Below are 14452 nucleotides of genomic sequence, written 5' to 3' on the forward strand. Positions count from 1 at the left end.
CCCCGATTTTGTCGGGGCATTGTGTTAATTCTTGGTGTCGTTTGGCGCTTGCCAACGATGAGGCAGAAGCTCAGTAATGTCCTTCGCTTTCTGTGTCGGCAATCGTTCCAACACATCCTTAAGGTAAGCATAAGGGTCATGGCCATTGAGCTTAGCCGATTGAATTAACGACATCACCGCAGCCGCACGTCGACCCGCTTTCTCTGAACCTACAAAGAGCCAATTCTTGCGACCAATCGCGAGTGGACGTATCAAATTCTCTACCGCATTATTATCCATCGGCAGTTGAGCGTCTTCCAAGAGGCGCGTCAAGGCAAGCCAATTGTTCAGGCTGTAACGAATGGCTTTGGCGATCGCCGAGTTCGGCGGCACCAGCTCAAACTGACTACGCAACCACCTTTCTAATTGCTTAAGTGCCGGCTCCATGTGGCGTTGTCGATGGGCTAATCGCTCCGGTGGACTTAAGTTCCTGGCCTCGGCCTCGTAGTGATAAAGTCGTTGGATTTGTTGTAAGGCCTGTTCAGCCACTGAGCTGCCGTTGGCTTGGTAAATATCGTGGAATTTGCGACGCGCATGCGCCCAACATCCCCCCTCAATCACTTGCTCATNGACGCTTACCTATTTTCTAATAATGGACAACTAGGTGATTAACCAATAAAAAATACGCTACGTTTCTCAAAGGAAACGTAGCGCAAAGAAGGTGACCTACTAATTTATTTTAACTATAAATAATTAACTAGACTCTTAGCCAAGATTAACCAAAACGACCAGTAATATAGTCTTGAGTTTCTTGACGTTTAGGCTTAATAAACATCTCGTTAGTTTCACCAAACTCAATTAATTCACCTAAGTACATATAGGCTGTATAGTCAGAACAACGAGCTGCTTGTTGCATATTGTGCGTAACAATAGCTACTGTATAGTCCTTTTTAAGTTCAGTAATTAACTCTTCCACCTTTACTGTAGAAATTGGATCCAATGCCGAACATGGTTCATCAAGTAAAAGTACTTCTGGCTTTACCGCTACACCACGTGCAATACATAAGCGTTGTTGCTGCCCACCAGACAAACCATTACCACTTTGGTCTAATTTGTCTTTTACCTCATTCCACAAAGCCGCTTTTGATAACGCCCATTCAACACGTTCATCCATTTCAGACTTACTAAGTTTTTCAAATAAGCGTACACCGAAAGCCACATTATCATAAATGCTCATAGGGAATGGTGTTGGTTTTTGGAAAACCATACCAACCTTAGCACGAATAATAGAAATATCGGTTTTTGTCGTCAGTAAATTTTCACCGTCAAGTAAAAGCTCACCTTCTGCACGCTGACCAGGATAAAGTTCAAACATACGATTAAACGTACGTAATAAAGTGGATTTACCACATCCTGATGGACCAATAAAAGCGGTTACTTTATTACGAGGAATACGCATATTAACGTTTTTAATTGCGTGGAAGTTTCCGTAATAAAAGTTTAAATTTTTAACTTCTAATTTTGTATCTTCTGCTGATATTAAATCTGACATTTTTATCTACCTAAATTTTGCTTTATTTACGGAATAAGCTACGTGCGATAATGTTTAAACCTAATACAAATAAGGTAATTAACGTCGCACCTGCCCAAGCGAGTTGGTTCCAATCTTTGAATGGACTTGCTGCATATTGGAAAATCACCACTGGTAAGTTAGCCATTGGTGCATTCATATCCCATGACATAAATTGATTTGATAAGGCTGTAAATAATAATGGAGCAGTCTCACCTAAGATACGCGCTACAGCTAGTAGTACACCAGTGATAATCCCTGCACGAGCCGCTTTATAACAAATCTTAGTAATCATACGCCATTTAGGACAACCCAATGCAACCGCTGCTTCACGCAGATTATTCGGAATCAGCATTAACATATTATCCGTTGTTCTCACCACAACAGGAATAACCAAAATAGAAAGTGCTAATGCACCAGCCCATCCTGAGTAATGGCCTTGTTGTGACACGATTAACGCATAAATAAACAAACCAATCACAATTGAAGGTGCTGATAGCAACACATCATTTAAGAATCGTGTTGTCGGTGCTAACCAACCACGTTGCCCGTATTCAGCAAGATACGTTCCTGCCAAAATACCAATTGGTGTACCAATTAACGTTCCTATTGCTGACATCAAGAAAGAACCTAAGATGGCATTTTTAAGCCCTCCAGATTCACCCGGACCTGGCGTGATATCAGTAAATAATGACAGTGAGAGAGAACCTGCACCTTTTACGATTAAGGTAAAAATAATCCAAAACAGCCAAAACAAACCAAAAGCTAATGTCACAAATGACAAAAATAGCATGATTTTGTTAACAACACTACGGCGTTTATAGATTGGATTACCTGCATGTAAAGCCGAATTAGAAAGAGTAGTATTTGCCATGCTTTTTCCTTAAGAACGTTTACCTTCTTTCTTAGCCATACGAGCGACAAGTAAGCGAGAGAAAGCAAGAACAATGGTTGTAATAATAAATAGTACTAAGCCTAACTCAATTAATGCAGATTTCTGTAAACCATCCGCTTCGTTAAATTCATTTGCAATCGCTGATGCAATCGAGTTGGCTGGATCAAAAATGCTATTCGGTAAGCGGAATGCATTACCAATCACAAAAGTAACTGCCATCGTTTCACCTAACGCACGACCTAGGCCCAGCATAATGCCACCTACTACACCATTCTTTGTATAGGGTAGAACAACTTTCCACATAACTTCCCACGTAGTAGAGCCTAAACCATAAGCTGACTCTTTAAACATAGGAGGCACCACATCAAATACATCTCGCATAACGGAGGCAATAAATGGGGTAATCATAATAGAAAGAATTAACCCTGCTGTAAACAACCCAACCCCAAAAGGTGCTCCTTGGAATAGGCTGCCAATAACAGGAATAGCGCCAAGCGTATCAATTAAGAATGGTTGAATATATTTTTGGAACAATGGCACAAAGACAAAAAGTCCCCACATACCATAAATAATTGATGGTACCGCAGCTAGCATCTCAATAGCCGTACCTAATGGGCGTCTTAACCACATAGGTGACAATTCTGTTAAAAACATAGCGATACCAAACGACACGGGTACAGCAATAAATAACGCAATACCTGCCGTAATTAATGTACCAATAATAGGTACAACAGCACCATATATATCTTCTCCAGGATTCCAATCATTGGTGGTAAAAAAACTCAGCCCAAACTCAAGGATTGTCTCACGACTTCCATAGATAAGAGAGATTAAAATTGCTGCTAATAGTACAAAAACAAAAAAAGCAAAAAAGCGTGTCGTTCCTGCAAACATAGTATCTGCAAAAACGTTACGCTGCGTTGGTGATGATGAATTGCTAGTTGTTTGATTCATTATTAAAATCACTTTATATAAGAAAACATGGCAGTCGGTTAGATCTGCCATGTTTTTTAGACTAGATCAAAAACACTAACATTATTGAGTGTTACGTGTTATCTGTACGTCTTATTGCCAAATTGCTTTACCATCAGCAGTTTTTAATTCAGCAGCCCAAGTTTTACGTACTGAATCAGTAACTTCTTTTGGTAATGGAACATAGTCTAACTTAGTTGCTGATTCAGCACCATTTTTCCATGCCCAGTCAAAGAATTCTAGAGCTGTTTTAACTTCTGTTGGTTTTTCAACTTTTTTGTTGATTAGGATGAAAGTAGCTGCTGTGATTGGCCAGCTATCTGCACCAGCACCATTTGTTAACACAACACCCATACCTGGTGTACCTTTCCAGTCTGCATTAGAAGCAGCAGCTGCGAAAGATTTTTGTTCTGGTTGAACAAATTTACCTTCTTTGTTTTGTACAGAAGTCCATGCTAAGTTATTTTGTTTAGCATAAGCGTACTCAACATAACCGATAGAGAATTGTAATTGACCAACGTAAGCAGCAACACCTTCGTTACCTTTACCACCTTGACCTACAGGCCATTTAACTGACTTACCTTCACCAACTTTTTCTTTCCACTCAGCAGATACTTTTGATAAGTAGTTAGTCCAACCGAAAGTAGTACCAGAACCATCAGAACGGTGAACTACAACGATATTTGCATCAGGTAGGCTAACATCACTATTTGCTGATTTAATTTTTGCATCATTCCATTTAGTGATTTTACCTAAGAAGATCTCAGCTAAAACTTCACCAGATAGTTTTAATTGACCAGCTTTAACACCAGGAATGTTTACAACTGGTACTGTACCACCGATAACTGCTGGGAATTGTAATAAATCATTTTCAGTTAATTTTTGCTCTGATAGTGGGTCATCAGAAGCACCGAAGTTTACTGTTTTAGCGATAATTTGTTTTTGACCGCCACCAGAACCGATTGATTGGTAATTAATTTTGTTGCCAGTAGCAGCAGCAAAGTCAGAAGCCCATTTAGCATAAATTGGGTATGGGAAAGAAGCACCAGCACCAGTTACTTCAACAGCAGCTTGAACTGAAAATGCAGTTGTACCTAATGCTACTGCTAATGTAATTTTTTTGAATGCGTGTTTTAACATGTCATCACCTTCTAAGTTAAGAATTATTTGAATTAATCGTAATTACCTTACTTAGGTGACATCATACGACTGAATTATTACATGAATATTTCACTCAAAACCAAATCAGATAAGTGGTAAAAAACAACAATATGCAATATAAAAATGTAGACAAGTTGCAACACACACCACTTACCAATAAATATAACCAATTGATTTTTAATATAAAAATAATATTACCCAACTATTTTGAGCAAAAATATACCTGCCTATTTCTAGACAGGTATAAGCTTATTCTATGTCTCTATTATATATTTTCGACACTATTTATGACAGTTGGCATAATCCACATAAAAGTTAAGTTTACTTCTGTGATCCTAACAATTGCATTAATTTGGTATGCAAGTTAAATGCTTGGCGTCGATTACGTATCAAAGTATAGCTACCATCTGATTCACCTTTCCATGCCAACTGATTATCTTTAAATGCCATTGTTAAAGCTTCATTGATAACTCGTTTTTTCAAAGTAGCATCTAGTACAGGGAATGCCACTTCTACTCGTCTAAAGAAATTCCGATCCATCCAGTCAGCAGAAGATAAGAAAACAGTTTCTTTTCCTCCGTCATAAAAATAAAAGACTCGCGAATGCTCAAGGAAGCGTCCAATAATCGAGATAACACGAATATTTTCAGACAAGCCCTCTACCCCAGCTCTTAATGCACATACTCCTCGAACAATAAGATCAATTTCTACTCCTGCTTGGCTCGCCTCATACAACTTCTCAATTGCCTCTCTCTCTACCAACGAATTCATTTTGAGCATTATTTTGGCTTTTTTGCCACTCTTAGCCGCTGCAATCTCAGCATCAATACGTGTAAGCATTTGTTGATGCAACGTAAATGGCGATTGCAATAAAATCTTCAGCGGTCGTCTTGCTCCTAACCCTGTTAATAACGAGAAGATTTTATCCATATCTTCAGTAATATCTTTATGACTAGTCAGTAAGCCAAAGTCCGTATATAAGCGTGCTGTCTTGGGATGATAATTCCCTGTTCCTAAATGTCCATAACGAACTAATTTCTTGCCTTCACGTCTTAATACTAAAGCCATTTTTGCATGTGTTTTATGTCCCACAACACCATACACAACATGCGCACCAACTTCTTCTAATTTTGCTGCCCAGTTAATATTGGTTTGTTCGTCAAAACGTGCCATCAATTCCACAACAACAGTGACTTCCTTGCCAGATTTTGCCGCTTGAACTAATAAATTCATTAATTCTGAATCTTCACCCGTTCTGTAAATCGTTTGCTTAATTGCTACTACATTAGGATCAAATGCCGCTGCTTTTAAGAAATGCAATATGGGTTGAAAAGATTGGTATGGATGATGCAGTAACAAATCTTGTTTAGCAATCTCTGCAAACATATCTGCTGGATTAGTAGACATTTTGTTAAATGGTGCTGGGATTGGTGCTTGATAAGGTGGAAAATGTAACCCCTCACCAGCATGAACATCAGCTAATGGCATAATTCTGACCAAATTCACCGAACCATCAGTATGGTACGTATCTCTTTCATCTAAACCATATTCTTGCTGAAGGAATTTCACTAAATACTCAGGCATCCCTTTCATGACCTCTAAACGTAAGGCATTACCAAAATTACGTTGTGATAATTCCCCTTGTAATGCCAAACGTAAATCCTGTACCTCTTCTTCAACAAATAAATCACTATTACGAGTTACTCTCCATTGATAGAAATCTTTTATTTCCATTCCCGGAAAAATTTCAGAAGCAAATACTTGCATTAAGGTTGATAATAAAGCATAACCATTTGCTTGCCCACATACCTCCTCAGGGACTTTAATTAAACGTGGTAATGCTCTAGGTGCCTGCACAATAGCGATTGAAGCATGCCGATTAAAAGCATCTTGACCAGTCAATGACGCAATAAAATTCAAGCTTTTATTAAGAACTCTAGGGAATGGATGTGATGGGTCTAGCCCAATTGGCGTGAGTAACGGGAAGATTTCATTTTCAAAAATATCTTTTGCCCACGCATGTAGTTTTTCTGTAAAATCATTTGACTTATACAAATAAACACCATGCTGTCGTAGCTTTGGCAAAATATCTGTATTCAATAATGCATATTGCCTCTCTACAAGAGCATGGACTTGTTTTTCAATTCTATCAAACGCCTCTATTGGCGTTAATCCATCAGCATCAACAGTATAGGGGTCATTCGCTAACTTGCTTTTTAAATTAGAGATTCGGATTTCAAAAAACTCATCTAAATTTGAACTCACAATACAAACATAACGAAGCCTTTCCAACAAAGGCGTATTTCGGTTTTCAGCCATTGCTAATACTCGTTCATTAAAACGAATGAGTGATGATTCTCGATTGATAAAATTAGGCATTTGCATAGTCGTCGTGGATGTCATGAGTTTAATATTTAGTAATGTAAGAATGTACTACCTTAGTTTTTATTATTTCATTAGATGCTACAAAAAATATATAAACTTCCCAATATACCCTATAAATATGACTATTTATTGACGAAAAATCTTTACGCTGAAAATAGACTATTGGATAGCGAAAAAGTAAAGTTTACATTAAACGTGCTAATCCTTTCAGTCTAAATTATTTTTCCTATATTGAGATTAATTCTGACTGCTATTTTAAAAAATACTTGTATTGCTTTTTTTTACGCTAAAATTTAAACCACTCTTATTGCAAAGGTAGCGATACATGGAAATGGATAATTTACTTGCCTCAATTGACTTAGGTTCAAATAGTTTTCGACTTTCTGTCGGCAGGATTGTTCAACATGAAGGCATCACTCAAATCTATTCTATTGATCGATTAAAAGAAACTGTCCGCCTAGCCGCTGGCTTAAATGAGCATAATGTATTAAGTGAAGAAGCCATTCAACGTGCTGTTAATGTATTACAACGCTTTGGAGAACGTATTCATGACTTTCCAGCAACAAGAGTTCGTGCCGTTGCTACCAATACATTCCGTGTTGCCAAAAATATTGATGAATTACTTCCCAGAGCTGAGAATGCTTTAGGTTTTCCAATTGAGGTTATCTCAGGTCAAGAAGAAGCGCGTCTAGTATTCTCAGGGGTAGCACATGAGCTTCCTCCATCTAAAGAGGGACGTTTAGTTGTGGATATTGGCGGAGGTTCGACTGAGTTTATTATTGGTAAGGGCTTAGAACCAAAATTAATGCAATCTCTGCATATGGGCTGTGTAAGTTATACCAAAGCCTATTTTCCTTCAGGGAAAGTTACAGCTCAAGCCTTTGAAAAGGCAGAATTAGCAGCTAGCAAAGAATTAGAAGTCATTAGTAAAGCCTATCGTAAAATGGGTTGGGAGCAGGCTTTTGGATCATCTGGAACAGCAAAAGCCTTAGTGGCTGTGCTACAAGACTCTGGTTTTTCTGACAAAGGCATTACTCTAGAAGGCATGCTAAAGCTTAAAAAAGTACTTATTCAACACGGCTCAGCCAATACGCCTGAATTAAGAGGACTAAAAGTCGATCGTATGGAGGTTTTACCTGCTGGTTTAGCCATTATGCTGGCTATTTTCCGTACACTTAAAATTGAGCGTATGTACCAAGGTGAAGGTGCTTTACGTGTCGGTGTGCTATACGATATGCTTGGTCGCCATGAGGCATCAGACAAACGTGATGAAACAGTTAAATTATTCATTCGACGTTATCATATTGATACCAAACAAGCACAACGTGTGAAAGCATTTGCTCTTGGACTCTTTGATTCCATTAATGCCAATAATAAAGAAGATATGCGTCGTGTTTTAGGATGGGCAGCTGATTTACATGAAATTGGTTTGAGTATTTCTCAAGTGTCCTATCATAAACATACCGCTTATGTATTAGAAAATGCCGATATGCCCGGTTTTTCAAGAGATGATCAGCGTCGTTTAGCTACATTAGCGCTACTACATCAAGGTCGATTGAACAAAGCACAAATTCAGCATTTGAGTATGGACAAATGGCAGGCTATTTTGTGTTTAAGATTATCAGTGTTATTCCTCAGAAAACGTCAACCACCTAAAGTAGAGTTACAACTAAATACCAATCGCCAACAGCATATATCTCTAAAAATTGATAAAAGATGGTTAGAGACACACCCTCTCACTCGCTACAGCCTGGATCTTGAAAGTAAAGAGTGGGAATCTGTCGGCTTTGAATTTAGTATCGAAGAATTTTAAGGGCCAAGGCATTTTTCATTCATGCTTTATCGTTGCCACTTATGCCTTAGTGACAACGATAGTAATGTGGATGTTTTTCTTGCTAATATTGATAGCTTAGTGATAACACAGCATGACGACCCCGTTCTGTATAATAGTCTATCGAACGATCAGTTTGCCCACTAGCACCTGTATACGTTGGAAGATTAGTTGCAATCCAATATTTCTTATCAAATACATTCATCAGCCCCGCCTGTACTCGAAATCCTTTAACTGATTCTGGTGCCCAATAGCCAAACAAATCAAATACTCCATATCCACCTGCTTTAAAATCAGAAGCTGGATATCTCACTTTGCTGCGTTTTGCTACTAATGTCCATGTTCCTTCTAAACCCCAATTAGTTTTGTCATAACCCAAACTAATAATCGCTTTCAAAGGAGCAACTGAATTAAGATAAGTGTTGTTTGTTTTATCTTTACCTACTGACCAAGCAAGCGAGCCTCTTAAATGCCAATTTTGTTGAAAATTTAAAAAGGCAGATGCTTCAACACCATAAATTCTGACTTTATTCAAATTACGTGTTTCAAAAACACCATATGGATATAAACCTTGAGCTTGTAACTGTGCATAAATTTTCTCATCAATAGCTAGATTAGATTCGATGAAATTTTTATAATACTGGTCAAAAAATGCTAACGAAGTTGTCAGATTTTGATTCTCATACATGACCCCTATTTCGTAACCTCTGCTTGTCTCTGGTTGTAAATTTGGATTACCACGACGTAAATAATTAGCTTCTGAACCATATTGCATATACAACTCTGAAGCTGTAGGCGCTCTAAATCCTTCACTATAACGCGTATAAAAATTTAATCCTGCTATCGGTTGATACCGTAGGTCAATAGAGGGAGACCAATAACCATCACTACTTTTAGCAAAACTTCCAGCTAACAAATCTATAGTAGAAGCTGAAAATTGTGATGTTCCTTTAGGGTGGCGTTGATAGTAATCATAACGAATACCTGGAGTCACTTGAAAAGTATTATTATTCCAAGCAAACGTATTTTGCAAATAAATACTGACATCATTGGTATCAACATTGGGGATATCCTGCTGATTAGTATGCAAGAAACTGCATCCCATCATATAACCTGTATAAGCCCCTTGCAAAGCCTTTTGAGATAATGGAATACCTAAGAGTGTAAACGCCGTTTTTATCGCTGGCAAAGTGACATTATCCCACTCTGTTTGTGCTTGCCCATTTGAGCAGCTATCATTTCCTCTAGAGTACTGTTTAAAATATCCTCTATCCCATAACAAGCCAGTCATCCAACGAGATGAAAAATCCTCATTTCCCACCGTACCTGATGCCTTAAGATTTAAACCATAACTTTGTGATTGAACCATATTACTACGCATATAATCACCATAAGGATGAATACTATACACGAGCCCACTGCGTGTTGTTGTTTTATGGTTCCTATAGGCATCTATACCATCTGTTCGTTTTGTTTTCTGCCAATATAAAACAGCTGAAATTTGGTCCAAACCAGTGAAATTCTCTTGTGTTTTGTAATCATATTCCAACCAAACACGTTCTCGTTGAGTTTTTTCACTTGATTGATATTGACCAATTGAATAATTCTCTGTTTTAACTCCCGTAGTCGAATTAATAATAGGGCCCTGTTGATTTAATTCATCTATTTCGCTTTGAGACTGGTACATACTCACTCCCAAACCAATCCGTTGTGATGGTGACATATCATGTTCAAGGCGTAAAGAATATTGATTTACATCATAATCACGAGGATTGGTCTTGCTACGATTGCTGCCATACCCTCCAACAGAAGCTTTATTTTTAGCCTCATGTCCTTGCTTATAACCATATTGAATAAGTGCCCTGGTATTTGCTCCTAATCTTGCAGCTAATGCACTATCTATCAACCAGCTATTGTCATACCCTGAATAACTACTTCTACCTAAAAAACCAATATTCTTTCCTTCAGTCAAAATGTCGCTTGCCCTTAATGTCTGTATCGCTACAGTACCAGCTAATGCATTTGTACCATGAGAACCTGTTCCTTTTTGAATATTAATACTAGCTATATTATTAAAATTAATACCATCTACACCACCTGTTACACCTCGAGTACCATCATTTAGCCAGGGTAAAGGAATTCCATCCTCAGTTACATTAACCCGATCACCATCTAAGCCGCGTATATTAATGCTTTTATTTCGCTCATTAAAATTCAATCCTGCATCTAATCGTTTACTTAAATCAGACCAACTCTGTATATTTTCACGTTCCAACTCATTTTTTGTCACTTTTTTATCAGCAGCTGCAGGGGTGTCTGTTAAATAGTCTTGTGTAACAACTATAGAAGATAAGATAGGAACAGTATCTTTTTTACTGGCGTTATTAGTACTGTTTACTGTGGCATCCGTTTGGGCAAAAACTAATCCACTACATGCCATCCCTAATCCTAGCGTTAATGGTTTTAACTGAAATAATTGCATTTACATTCCTCTAAAAACTATTTATTTCTTTATAATAAGAATGATAATAATTATCATTTATAATATCATAAATAAATTTAAAGAGAACACCTATCAAATTACATTTTTGTAACATCTAACTCTTGAAAAAAGTAATCTGATTGGTTCTATTAAGACAACATTTCATTCAATTTATTATTTCAAAAAGGAAATCTCATGGATCTTTCTACATTAAAAGAACAAGCTCAAAGCTTACTTACAACAGAACCTCATCTACGAATCAAAAATGTGGCTGACAAATTAGGGGTTAGTGAAAGAGATCTTGTACAGGCTGAATGCTGTGGCGTAAGAAGTGTTTTTCTTGGAACACAATTTAGAGAAATTTTTCGTCGCCTTGGAGAACTAGGACATGTCATGGCCTTAACCCGAAATCCATGGTGTGTGCATGAAAAACAAGGAAACTATGAAAAAATATCTGTAGGTAAAGCACCTGTAGGATTGGTTCTTGGTGCCGATATTGATTTACGGTTATTTTTATCAAATTGGCAAACTGTCTGGGCTGTTTCTCAAGATAGTCGACATAGTATTCAATTTTTTGATAAAGCTGGGGTGGCTATTCATAAGGTTTATCTCACTGAAAAAACAAATAACGAAGCTTTTCATCAACTAATTGCTGACTTTACATCTTCTGAACTTGTCCCTCCTCTAGAAGATATTACTGTCCATCATCAGTATACTTCACAGGCTCCTAGTGAATTACGTGATGAATGGTTGTCCATGCAAGATACTCATGATTTCTTTCCATTGTTGCAAAAATGGAATATTCATCGCCTGACCGCCCTCGCTTCAGCTGGGAATGATTTGGCACAAAAGTTAGAAAATCCTACTAGTATTATTGAAAAAATACTTACGCACACTGCCAATACGCGTCTACCAATTATGTGTTTTGTAGGTAACCCTCATTTAATTCAAATTCATACTGGGCCAATACAAAAACTCCTCCGAACAGGCCCATGGTTTAATGTGCTCGACCCAACATTCAATCTTCACCTAAACACTAATGATATTGCCAGCGCTTGGGTTGTAAATAAACCTTCTCAAGATGGATGGGTTACATCATTAGAGCTCTATGAAAAAGGAGGTGAAATGATTGCTCAATTTTTTGGAGCTCGCAAGCCAGGAAACCCCGAACTACCAGAATGGAGACAACTCATGTTATCTATTTGTTCTAAACCATTGAAAAGTGATTAATACAAAACATTACTCCTACTCATTCAAAAGAATATATCCTTAATCCATCATGATGTACTAAGTAAATTACCTATGACTATTAAAATGATCAAAAAAATACTCTTCTATATTCTTATTACCTTTAGTTTAAGTACCTTATACAGCACCATTGCTCGTGCTAATATATCTTCCTCTCATGAAAATCGAATTATCAGTTTAGGGGGAAGTATTACGGAAATTATTTATGCTCTCAATCAAGAAAAATATTTAGTAGGCGTTGATAGTTCAAGTATTTATCCACAACAAGCTATGCAACTTCCTCAGGTAGGCTATTACCGAGCCTTACCTATTGAAGGTATTATTTCTCTTAATCCTAATATGGTTCTTGTTTCTGAGCAAGCTGGCCCCAAAAAAACAATTGATAATTTAAAAAATTTAGGACTCTCCATTTATACGATTGCCGACTCCCCTTCTATTGAAGTTATCTATACTCGCATTAAGCAAATTTCACAATTACTAAATGCATCAGAACAAGGAGAGGAGCTAATTAATAAGGTAAAACAAGATATTCTTTCTGCACAAGCTTTGCCAGGCAAAGCATTGAAAACAGTTTTACTCATTAATCGTACAGGTGCATTGATGGCTGCTGGTAAGCATACTGCTGCAGATGAAATTATGAAATCTGCTGGTGTTGAGAATATTTTTGCTCATCAACAAGGGTATAAACCTGTATCAGCAGAAAATCTTGCTAATATTGAACCTGAACTCATTATTGTCACAGAGTTCTCCGCGAAAGCAAGTGGAGGTATAGAGAAAATAAAATCACATCCTGCTATCATAAATTCTCCTGCCGCTAAAAATAATCGTATTATTATTTTGGATGACTTACTTGCCATGGGGCTTGGTCCTCGAACAGGAGAGGCTATACGCCAAATAAAAACCGCCACTAACCTTTAATGACAGCTAGTTTATGTACTTTGTAAAAAAGCCTTTTTATTTTCATCTACTGCTAGCAGTATGCCTATTGGTTATCATTGCTATATCGGTAGGATACGGAGCTGTTCGTATTTCATGGTCAGAAATAAGCGGGGTTTTATTCAAATCCACAACTGAATCCTACACCCTAGTGCAGAAAGTACTCATTGATATTCGTCTTCCACGCGTTATTCTATCAACTATTGTTGGGGCAGTACTTGCCATTGCAGGTGTAGTCATGCAGGCTCTATTCCGTAACCCTCTTGCGGAACCAGGGTTAATGGGAATTTCTGCAGGTGCGTCACTAGGCGCAGTAGTTGCAATTGTATTATTTGGTGCAGGGCTACCACTTATTGCCACTTTAGCTTTTTTGGGCAGTCTGATCGCAACTCTTCTAGCGTATTTAATTGGACAACGTTTTGGAAATATTGCTGGTCTTTTATTGGCTGGCATTGCGATTAATGCCATTGCTTTTAGTAGTATTGGCATCCTGACATATATAGCTAATGATGCTCAGTTACGTGATTTAACTTTTTGGAGTATGGGAAGTTTAGCAACCAGCTCTTGGCATTTACTCTATTTTTTAATCCCTTGGACACTCATTGGTTTATTTTTTCTTTATTCACAATGGAAAGCTCTCAATGCTCTCTTACTGGGTGAGCGTGAAGTTGTCCACTTAGGCTTCTCCATGGTTGCGCTACGTAAACGTTTAATCCTCACTGTAGCTCTTTTAGTGGGTCCATTAGTAGCTGTCACAGGAGGAATTGGATTTATAGGATTAGTTGTCCCCCATATTATGCGCCTGCTATTAGGAGCAAATCACAAACAACTTATGCCCGCTTCTATCCTAGGTGGAGCATTATTATTAACATTGGCAGATACTGTTGCCAGAACCCTCATTACACCTGCAGAGCTTCCCGTTGGTTTATTAACGAGTCTATTTGGTGGTCCTTTCTTTCTCTATCTCTTACTAAGAAATAAACGTATATGACA

Annotated in this window: 10 protein-coding genes and 1 pseudogene; 4 read left to right on the forward strand and 7 right to left on the reverse strand. The window is 37.8% G+C overall.

Annotated features, from left to right (window positions below; all coding sequences use genetic code 11):
- Positions 1 to 24: 24 nt before the first annotated feature.
- The 6 genes and pseudogenes from BQ4443_RS04805 to ppk1 form a co-directional block, all read right to left on the reverse strand.
- A pseudogene (locus tag BQ4443_RS04805) lies at positions 25 to 600 on the reverse strand (IS66 family transposase); the annotation flags it as partial.
- 154 nt (positions 601 to 754) lie between these two features.
- A complete protein-coding gene (gene pstB / locus BQ4443_RS04810; RefSeq protein WP_023950405.1) occupies positions 755 to 1531 on the reverse strand; it encodes a phosphate ABC transporter ATP-binding protein PstB in 777 nt (258 codons plus the stop codon).
- 22 nt (positions 1532 to 1553) lie between these two features.
- Positions 1554 to 2423, reverse strand: a complete 870-nt coding sequence (pstA, locus tag BQ4443_RS04815) for a phosphate ABC transporter permease PstA (protein WP_071058214.1) — start codon at positions 2421 to 2423, stop codon at positions 1554 to 1556.
- Positions 2424 to 2432: 9 nt separating this feature from the next.
- Positions 2433 to 3398, reverse strand: a complete 966-nt coding sequence (pstC, locus tag BQ4443_RS04820; protein ID WP_023950403.1) for a phosphate ABC transporter permease subunit PstC — start codon at positions 3396 to 3398, stop codon at positions 2433 to 2435.
- Positions 3399 to 3509: 111 nt separating this feature from the next.
- On the reverse strand, positions 3510 to 4556 hold the full coding sequence (gene pstS, locus BQ4443_RS04825) for a phosphate ABC transporter substrate-binding protein PstS (protein WP_071058215.1): 1047 nt from the start codon (positions 4554 to 4556) through the stop codon (positions 3510 to 3512).
- A 342-nt stretch (positions 4557 to 4898) separates the two neighbouring features.
- A complete protein-coding gene (gene ppk1 / locus BQ4443_RS04830) occupies positions 4899 to 6980 on the reverse strand; it encodes a polyphosphate kinase 1 (protein ID WP_071058216.1) in 2082 nt (693 codons plus the stop codon).
- 313 nt (positions 6981 to 7293) lie between these two features.
- Here ppk1 and ppx point away from each other — a divergent pair, with 313 nt between their 5' ends.
- Positions 7294 to 8775 (forward strand): exopolyphosphatase, encoded by a 1482-nt coding sequence (ppx, locus tag BQ4443_RS04835; protein ID WP_173391500.1) that lies wholly within the window; start codon positions 7294 to 7296, stop codon positions 8773 to 8775.
- Between the two features lie 82 nt (positions 8776 to 8857).
- Here ppx and BQ4443_RS04840 read toward each other — a convergent pair whose 3' ends face one another.
- Positions 8858 to 11275, reverse strand: a complete 2418-nt coding sequence (locus BQ4443_RS04840; RefSeq protein WP_071058217.1) for a TonB-dependent hemoglobin/transferrin/lactoferrin family receptor — start codon at positions 11273 to 11275, stop codon at positions 8858 to 8860.
- Between the two features lie 195 nt (positions 11276 to 11470).
- Between BQ4443_RS04840 and BQ4443_RS04845 the strand changes: the two genes are divergently transcribed.
- The 3 genes from BQ4443_RS04845 to BQ4443_RS04855 all read left to right on the forward strand — a co-directional run bounded on the left by BQ4443_RS04845 (position 11471) and on the right by BQ4443_RS04855 (position 14450).
- Entirely contained in the window at positions 11471 to 12505 is a 1035-nt protein-coding gene (locus tag BQ4443_RS04845; RefSeq protein WP_023950397.1) for a hemin-degrading factor, read from the forward strand.
- A 72-nt stretch (positions 12506 to 12577) separates the two neighbouring features.
- Positions 12578 to 13441: a heme/hemin ABC transporter substrate-binding protein gene (locus BQ4443_RS04850; RefSeq protein WP_083331860.1), complete on the forward strand. Its 864-nt coding sequence runs from the start codon at positions 12578 to 12580 to the stop codon at positions 13439 to 13441.
- A 13-nt stretch (positions 13442 to 13454) separates the two neighbouring features.
- Positions 13455 to 14450, forward strand: a complete 996-nt coding sequence (locus BQ4443_RS04855) for a FecCD family ABC transporter permease (protein ID WP_071058218.1) — start codon at positions 13455 to 13457, stop codon at positions 14448 to 14450.
- Positions 14451 to 14452 lie beyond the last annotated feature (2 nt).

Origin of the sequence: Pelistega sp. MC2, assembly GCF_900099475.1 — a bacterium.
Lineage (GTDB): Bacteria > Pseudomonadota > Gammaproteobacteria > Burkholderiales > Burkholderiaceae_B > Taylorella > Taylorella indica.

Coding starts and splice junctions, on each gene's coding strand:
- pstB (WP_023950405.1), bottom strand. CDS start 1,531: ATGTCAGATTTAATATCAGCAGAAGATACAAAATTAGAAGTTAAAAAT.
- pstA (WP_071058214.1), bottom strand. CDS start 2,423: ATGGCAAATACTACTCTTTCTAATTCGGCTTTACATGCAGGTAATCCA.
- pstC (WP_023950403.1), bottom strand. CDS start 3,398: ATGAATCAAACAACTAGCAATTCATCATCACCAACGCAGCGTAACGTT.
- pstS (WP_071058215.1), bottom strand. CDS start 4,556: ATGTTAAAACACGCATTCAAAAAAATTACATTAGCAGTAGCATTAGGT.
- ppk1 (WP_071058216.1), bottom strand. CDS start 6,980: ATGACATCCACGACGACTATGCAAATGCCTAATTTTATCAATCGAGAA.
- ppx (WP_173391500.1), top strand. CDS start 7,294: ATGGATAATTTACTTGCCTCAATTGACTTAGGTTCAAATAGTTTTCGA.
- BQ4443_RS04840 (WP_071058217.1), bottom strand. CDS start 11,275: ATGCAATTATTTCAGTTAAAACCATTAACGCTAGGATTAGGGATGGCA.
- BQ4443_RS04845 (WP_023950397.1), top strand. CDS start 11,471: ATGGATCTTTCTACATTAAAAGAACAAGCTCAAAGCTTACTTACAACA.
- BQ4443_RS04850 (WP_083331860.1), top strand. CDS start 12,578: ATGACTATTAAAATGATCAAAAAAATACTCTTCTATATTCTTATTACC.
- BQ4443_RS04855 (WP_071058218.1), top strand. CDS start 13,455: ATGTACTTTGTAAAAAAGCCTTTTTATTTTCATCTACTGCTAGCAGTA.